Here is a 6,195-nt window from a genome sequence, read left to right on the forward strand (position 1 = left end):
ACCCGGTTTTATATTCATTACCCACTCTTCTACGCCGCTCTTACCCTTACCCATACGAGTTTGTAGAGGTTTTTTGGTAAGCGGTTTGTCTGGGAATACCTTAATCCAAATTTTAGCTTGACGATTCACGAAGCGCGTCATCGCGACACGAGCCGCTTCGATCTGGCGAGAATTTACCCTACCCGCCTCTACCGCTTTGATACCGAAATCGCCGAACGTCAAGGAATTCCCTCTCGTCGCATAGCCGCGATTGCGACCTTTCATCATCTTGCGGTATTTTGTTCTTTTTGGCATCAACATAACTATTTACCTCTTCTTGGTCTGCGTGTTTTTTTAGGCGCATCATCGGTCTTTTCGGCCTGGATGCCTTTTTGTAAAATTTCACCCTTAAAGATCCAAACCTTAATGCCGATATTACCGTAAGTCGTATGTGCTTCGGCAAAGCCGTAATCGATCCTAGCCCTTAGAGTATGGAGCGGAACGCGTCCCTCCAAATACCATTCGGTTCTAGCCATCTCAGCGCCGCCTAAGCGACCTGCGACGCAAATTTTAATTCCCTTTGCGCCTGCTTTTTGAGCGCCTTGGATGACTTTCTTCATAGCGCGGCGGAATGCAACGCGGCGCTCTAGCTGCATAGCTACGTTTTCCGCAGCCAAAAGTGCGTTCGAGCCTACTTTGCGCTCCTCTTTGATATTGATGGCTATGTCTTTATTGACTAGCTTAACGACTTCGCTTCTTAAATTTTCAACCTCGCCGCCTTTTTTCCCGATGATAATACCCGGTCTTGCGGCTACGATCGTTACGCGAATTTTCTTAGCCGTTCTTTCGATCAAAATTTGGCTAATTCCCGCATAATAAAGCTTAGCTTTTAAAAATTTGCGGATCTTGTAATCCTCGCCGATACTCTCGGAAAGCGTCGCTTTAGAAGGAAACCATCTAGACTCCCAATTTCGATTAATTCCTAATCTTAAACCGATCGGATTTACTTTCTGTCCCATTTACGCTTCCTTCTTACTTGGTTTTGCTACTTCGACGATAATGTGCGAAGTAGGCTTGCGGATACGGCTAGCCGTACCTCTGGCGCGCGGACGAAATCTCTTAAGTACGGGACCCGCATCCACTCGGCAGCTGGTAACTACGACCTCTTCAGGCTCAAAGCCGCCGTTTGCGACCGCACTTGAAATCGCCGTAGCGATATATTTAGCGCCGCGATTAGGCGTAAATTCCAAAGTAGCAAGGGCAAATTCCGCATTCATGCCTTGAATTTGTTTTGCGATAAGTCTTGTTTTTGTCGGCGAAAGGCGAACAAATTTAATAGTTGATTTACTCATATTCTATCCTTACTTGCCGATCTTTTTCTGCACGGAGCCTTTGTGGCCCTTGAAAGTGCGTGTAGGAGCGAACTCGCCTAATTTATAACCGATATGATGCTCGGTGACGTAAACCGGGATAAAATTCTTTCCGTTATGAACGTTAAACGTAAGTCCGATCATCTCAGGCACGATCGTGCTTCGTCTCGACCAAGTCTTGATCGGTTTGTTATCGCCGGCTTTCTTTGCCGCAACGACTTTTTTCATTACGTGATCATCTACGAAAGGACCTTTTTTTAGCGATCTAGCCATTTTTATTTTCCTTTCCTTCTTGAAATTATAAGCTTATCGCTCGCTTTTTTATGGCGAGTTTTATAGCCCTTCGTCGGTTTGCCCCACGGAGTTACCGGATGGCGGCCGGAGTTTTTCTTACCCTCGCCACCGCCGTGTGGGTGATCGACCGGGTTCATTGCAGAACCTCTGGTTTGAGGACGGATACCTCTATGGCGATTGCGTCCGGCTTTGCCGATGACGACGTTTGCCCACTCTTCGTTACCCACTACGCCGATACTGGCCATGCACTCTGCAAGTACTCTTCTCATCTCACCGCTAGGCAGACGTAGAATTACATATTTTTCCTCTTTACCCATAAGCTGAGCATAACCTCCGGCGCTACGTGCCATTTGAGCACCTTTGCCAGGTTTTAACTCGATATTATGCAGAATAGTTCCTACAGGGATGTTTTTCATCTTCATAGCATTGCCGGGTTTAATATCTAATCCACCCTCGGCAGCGGCTACTACGTCGCCCACATTAAGATCGTTAGGCTTGATAATGTAGCGCTTCTCGCCGTCTGCGTATGAGATCAATGCGATACGGCAGTTGCGATTCGGATCGTATTCGATTGCCTCAACCTTGCCAGCAACGCCGAATTTATTTCGCTTAAAATCGACAATTCTATAAAGTTTAGCGGCCCCAGCTTGTTTATGGCGGCTAGTAATGCGGCCGTTATTGTTCTTTCCGGCTGCGGCAGGAATTTTAACGAGCAAGCCTCTAACGCTAGCTTTTGCAGTGATATCCTCACTGCTAAGCCCGGTCATAAATCTTCTACTTGGAGTATACGGTTTATAAGTTTTAATCGCCATTTTACGCCTCCACGCTTTCTAGGCTTGCGCCCTCAGGTAGTTTGACGTAGAATTTCTTCATATCATTTCTAGCGCCCATTTTACCTCTAAATCTTTTTACTTTGCCGTCCTGTCTTAAAGAATTTATCTTTAGCGGAGTGATCCCGAAATAGTTCTTCAAAACGCTCTTTAGTCCGTTTTTCGTAACCGACGGGCTAGTTTGGATAACGACCACGCCGTTTTCTTGAAGACCGAGAGACTTTTCCGTATAAAGGATCGTTTTGATATCTGTTATATCTGCCATTTTAGTCCTCTTTCACTATTGATTCAAATGCCGCTTTTTCAAATACGACTGAGCCGTAAACTGCGATTAGGTAAGCATTGACCTCGCTTGCATCGATGACATAGCAATTCTTAAGATTTCTATAGGCCAAAAGAGTTTGCGCGTCCAGCTCGTTTTTAACGATTAGCGCATCTCTAACGCCTAGTTTCTTAATAAAATTTGCCGCGTCTTTAGTTTTGCCGCTTTTTAGCTCCAAATCATCGAAGATAAAAATTTTACCCTCGTTTACTTTCTCATTGATAGCAAATTCCAGCGCAAGGCGTTTTTGCTTTTTATTGACCTTCTGCTCGTAATTTCGCTCGTTAGTCGGACCGAATGCGACCGCGCCGCCTACCCAGACATTGGTTCTGGTTGAGCCCGCACGTGCACCGCCGCGGCCCTTTTGTCGCCATGGCTTTTTACCGCCGCCGCTAACCTCGGCGCGAGTTTTAGCGTTAGCCGTATTTGCGCGAAGCGAAGCAAGGTAAGATTTGACGTACAAATATAGACTGTGCGAATTGACTTCCGAAAATTTCGCAGGAATTTCAATTTCGCTTGCTTTTTCCAGTTTTTCGTTAAGCACACTTACTTTACTCATTTTACTATCCTTATTCTGCCCATTGCGCCGTTAAATCCAGGAACCGAGCCTTTAAGCACTAAAATTTTATTCTCGGTATCAAAGCTTACGACTTCATTTTTGGCAGTAATTTTTTCGTTTCCAGTGTGTCCCGCCATCCTCATACCAGGCTGAACGCGACCCGGCCACTCGCAGTTGCCGATCGAGCCCGGTCTTCGGTGAAAGCGGCTGCCGTGTGCTGCAGGACCACCTGCAAAGCCATGGCGCTTAATAACTCCCTGATAGCCTTTGCCCTTGGATTTAAAACTTACTTTAACGATCTTAGCTTGGCTCAAAACATCTAAATTTTGATCGCCAAGCTCGGCATTTTCTAAGCTTAGAGTCGCAAATTTATTAAATTCCTTGCTTAGACTATATTTCTTTTGAATGCCGGCTATAGCTTTATTATACGCTTTTCCCTCTGCGTATGCTACGATAGCTTTTTTCTCATCGCAAACTTCGCAAATTTTGGTATTGATAAGTCGTAAAAGCGTCACGGGCGTGCTGCTCGTGTCGATCGTCCTACTCATACCTATTTTTTCTACGATATATTCCATTGTTTTACCCCTTATTTGCCCATCGCGTGAACTTCGACGTTGACTTCCGGAGCCAAATCAAGCTTAGTTAGCGAATCAACCGTATCTGGCGTAGCCGCTACGATGTCTAGCATACGAGCGTGGATTTTCATCTCAAACTGCTCTCTGGAGTCTTTATTTACGTGCGGAGATCTTAAAACGGTGTAGCGTTTAATCTTCGTAGGCATCGGCACGGGACCTCTGACGTCCGCACCTGTTCTTTTTACGGCTTCAACGATAGCCGAAACTGTGCGATCTAAAACTCGATGGTCATAAGCCTTGAGTTTTAACCTAATTTTTTGCATCACTTTTCCTTAATAAAGAACTTGTCGCAACGCGCGACCCTTTGTTTCAAACAAAAGACGCACATTATATAAAAGCGCTCCGGCTTTGTCAAGAAAATAGCTAAATTTTATGGAAATATTTCCTTTTAATAAGGAAAAATATATAGAATTTCGAAAATTTTTAGGGTGCTGGAAATTTTCAATACAAAAATTTTTAGATAAATTTAAAATAGATATAAAAATTTCATAGGATTTTTCAGTTTTATTTCCTTTTAATAAGGAAAATTTTAAAATACTCACCATGAATGATCTGAAATTTTTTTACGAAAATCCGCCGGAATTTACGGCTTTTATCCCGCGCAAAAGAGGTATCGGCTCGCCTAGAACCATAATCTATGGAGTGCTAAATTCCGGCAAAAGCGCCGTGCTGAAAAATGAAATTTCAGAACTTAAAAAAGATGAAATTTTGTATCTAAATTTAGCCGATCTACGCCTTGAAGAGGCGATAGCGAATGATGCAATTTTTGCAGCTAGAAATAGCGCAGGCGATACAAAGATTGGCGAAGCAAATGAATATGAAATAAGTAGAGAAGCTACGCTAGACGTGGATATGCCCAGCGTAGATGAATTTTACCGCACCGCCGTAAAAAATACAGATATAAAAAACGCAAGCGCAGGCAGCTCAAACAATGCAAAAAATGCGGGGTCCGACGGCGCAAAAAACAGGAGTGAAAATTTTTTCCGCGAGATCAAAGAATTTTTAGCTGCCAACGAGCAAATTTCATCGCTTTTTTTGGATAATTTTAGTAGCGCCGATTTTGAAATTTCATCGCTTCAAAGCTTCGCCGAGGGGCTAAATTTAAAGCGCTTTATAATTTCTACTCGCGATAAAGAGTTAGTTTTGCCAGGCTTTGAGCGGCTTGAGCTTTTGCCGCTTTCATTTGAAGAATTTATCGCCTTCGACAAGCGCCACAACGAGATAAACTCGATGATTTCGGCGTTTTTAGCCCAAGGCGGCGGCGCAAAAAACCCCTTCATAACCCCCGCCGAAATTTTAGAATTCGAGCAGAGGCTGCTTGCGGCAAACTTTAGCCGCACAGAAATTTTAATCCTCAAAGAGTGCCTAAGCTTCGTCCACACCGCGTTTAGCGTAAATAAAATTTACACCGCGCTAAAGCCGCGCATCAAGATCTCCAAAGACGCCGTATACGGCACTATCGCCAAACTTGAGCAGGAAAATTTCATCAGATTTTTAAGCAAAGCTGGCGAGCCCGCGCGCGCAAAAAAACTATATTTTTCGCATTTTAATATGCGCGAAATTTTAACAAGCAAAAAGGACTTCTCGAAAAAATTTGCCAACGTCCTGTTCTGCGAGCTTTTGGGGCTAAATACGCCGATTTCTTACACAAAAGAGCTGGATTTTTACCTGCCTGCTCTAAAGATGGGGGTTCTCGTTATCCCATTCAGCGACGCAGACATCATCTTTTTAAAATTCCGCAAAATCTTAAGCGCGCTCAAGAGGCTCGGCATCACGAGCTTAAAAGTCGTTTCTATGGCAAACTCCGGCAGGCTCGAGATCGAGGGTATCCGCTGCGATGTCGTGCCGTTTCATGAGTTCGTGCTTAGCTTCTGATTTATTGACATCTCATATCATAAAAATACAAATTTTATGATATAATTTTGGCAAACCCATATCAATTACGCAAGGGAAAGCCGATGATCAAATTAAAATACAAACTCATTTATGAAACGCTAAAACTGGTCGAATCGCAAGGCGAAAAGGGACTTTTATGTCGCAATAAGCAAAGCGATGCGGAGTTTATGAGGCCCGTAAACGAATTCGCAGCTGCGAGTGGGCGATGATATCTGTCTCTGTTTTATCAAGAGAGATATTGTCAAAACCAACCTTAACAGCCTTATCAGCATAGATACCTGCAACCATCATTTTTTGGACTTCATCAGCT

At 43.9% G+C, this 6,195-nt stretch carries 9 protein-coding genes and 1 pseudogene; 1 reads left to right on the plus strand and 9 read right to left on the minus strand.

The features are described from left to right. From rplP to rpsJ, 9 genes and pseudogenes are all read right to left on the minus strand, one after another. Nucleotides 1–300 (minus strand): 50S ribosomal protein L16 (gene rplP / locus Q0372_RS05235; RefSeq protein ID WP_298103425.1); only part of this gene is annotated, 300 nt, incomplete at its 3' end. A 2-nt stretch (nt 301–302) separates the two neighbouring features. Continuing rightward, on the minus strand, nt 303–998 hold the full coding sequence (gene rpsC / locus Q0372_RS05240; protein ID WP_005868997.1) for a 30S ribosomal protein S3: 696 nt from the start codon (nt 996–998) through the stop codon (nt 303–305). 21 nt (nt 999–1,019) lie between these two features. Then, nucleotides 1,020–1,331, minus strand: a pseudogene (rplV, locus tag Q0372_RS05245) (50S ribosomal protein L22); the annotation flags it as partial. Nucleotides 1,332–1,340: 9 nt separating this feature from the next. Next, a complete protein-coding gene (gene rpsS, locus Q0372_RS05250) occupies nt 1,341–1,622 on the minus strand; it encodes a 30S ribosomal protein S19 (protein ID WP_005869002.1) in 282 nt (93 codons plus the stop codon). A 2-nt stretch (nt 1,623–1,624) separates the two neighbouring features. Beyond that, nucleotides 1,625–2,455, minus strand: coding sequence for a 50S ribosomal protein L2 (gene rplB, locus Q0372_RS05255; protein ID WP_298103427.1), 831 nt, complete (start codon nt 2,453–2,455; stop codon nt 1,625–1,627). A 1-nt stretch (nt 2,456) separates the two neighbouring features. Beyond that, entirely contained in the window at nt 2,457–2,738 is a 282-nt protein-coding gene (locus Q0372_RS05260; protein ID WP_298083063.1) for a 50S ribosomal protein L23, read from the minus strand. 1 nt (nt 2,739) lies between these two features. Beyond that, entirely contained in the window at nt 2,740–3,354 is a 615-nt protein-coding gene (rplD, locus tag Q0372_RS05265; RefSeq protein WP_298103428.1) for a 50S ribosomal protein L4, read from the minus strand. Further along, entirely contained in the window at nt 3,351–3,929 is a 579-nt protein-coding gene (rplC, locus tag Q0372_RS05270) for a 50S ribosomal protein L3 (protein ID WP_298083062.1), read from the minus strand. The genes rplD and rplC overlap by 4 nt, the downstream gene beginning before the upstream one ends. A gap of 11 nt (nt 3,930–3,940) precedes the next feature. Continuing rightward, nucleotides 3,941–4,252, minus strand: a complete 312-nt coding sequence (gene rpsJ, locus Q0372_RS05275) for a 30S ribosomal protein S10 (protein WP_005869011.1) — start codon at nt 4,250–4,252, stop codon at nt 3,941–3,943. A 280-nt stretch (nt 4,253–4,532) separates the two neighbouring features. Between rpsJ and Q0372_RS05280 the strand changes: the two genes are divergently transcribed. Further along, nucleotides 4,533–5,864 carry a hypothetical protein gene (locus Q0372_RS05280; RefSeq protein ID WP_298103430.1) on the plus strand — a complete coding sequence of 444 codons (1,332 nt, stop codon included), beginning with the start codon at nt 4,533–4,535 and terminating at the stop codon, nt 5,862–5,864. Nucleotides 5,865–6,195: the final 331 nt, after the last annotated feature.

Origin of the sequence: uncultured Campylobacter sp. (genome assembly GCF_937997405.1) — a bacterium.
Classification (GTDB): domain Bacteria; phylum Campylobacterota; class Campylobacteria; order Campylobacterales; family Campylobacteraceae; genus Campylobacter_B.

Excerpts from the sequence above, each read along its gene's own strand:
- rpsJ (WP_005869011.1), bottom strand. The coding sequence starts at position 4,252 with ATGCAAAAAATTAGGTTAAAACTCAAGGCTTATGACCATCGAGTTTTA.
- rpsC (WP_005868997.1), bottom strand. The coding sequence starts at position 998 with ATGGGACAGAAAGTAAATCCGATCGGTTTAAGATTAGGAATTAATCGA.
- rplC (WP_298083062.1), bottom strand. The coding sequence starts at position 3,929 with ATGGAATATATCGTAGAAAAAATAGGTATGAGTAGGACGATCGACACG.
- rpsS (WP_005869002.1), bottom strand. The coding sequence starts at position 1,622 with ATGGCTAGATCGCTAAAAAAAGGTCCTTTCGTAGATGATCACGTAATG.
- rplD (WP_298103428.1), bottom strand. The coding sequence starts at position 3,354 with ATGAGTAAAGTAAGTGTGCTTAACGAAAAACTGGAAAAAGCAAGCGAA.
- rplB (WP_298103427.1), bottom strand. The coding sequence starts at position 2,455 with ATGGCGATTAAAACTTATAAACCGTATACTCCAAGTAGAAGATTTATG.
- Q0372_RS05260 (WP_298083063.1), bottom strand. The coding sequence starts at position 2,738 with ATGGCAGATATAACAGATATCAAAACGATCCTTTATACGGAAAAGTCT.
- Q0372_RS05280 (WP_298103430.1), top strand. The coding sequence starts at position 4,533 with ATGAATGATCTGAAATTTTTTTACGAAAATCCGCCGGAATTTACGGCT.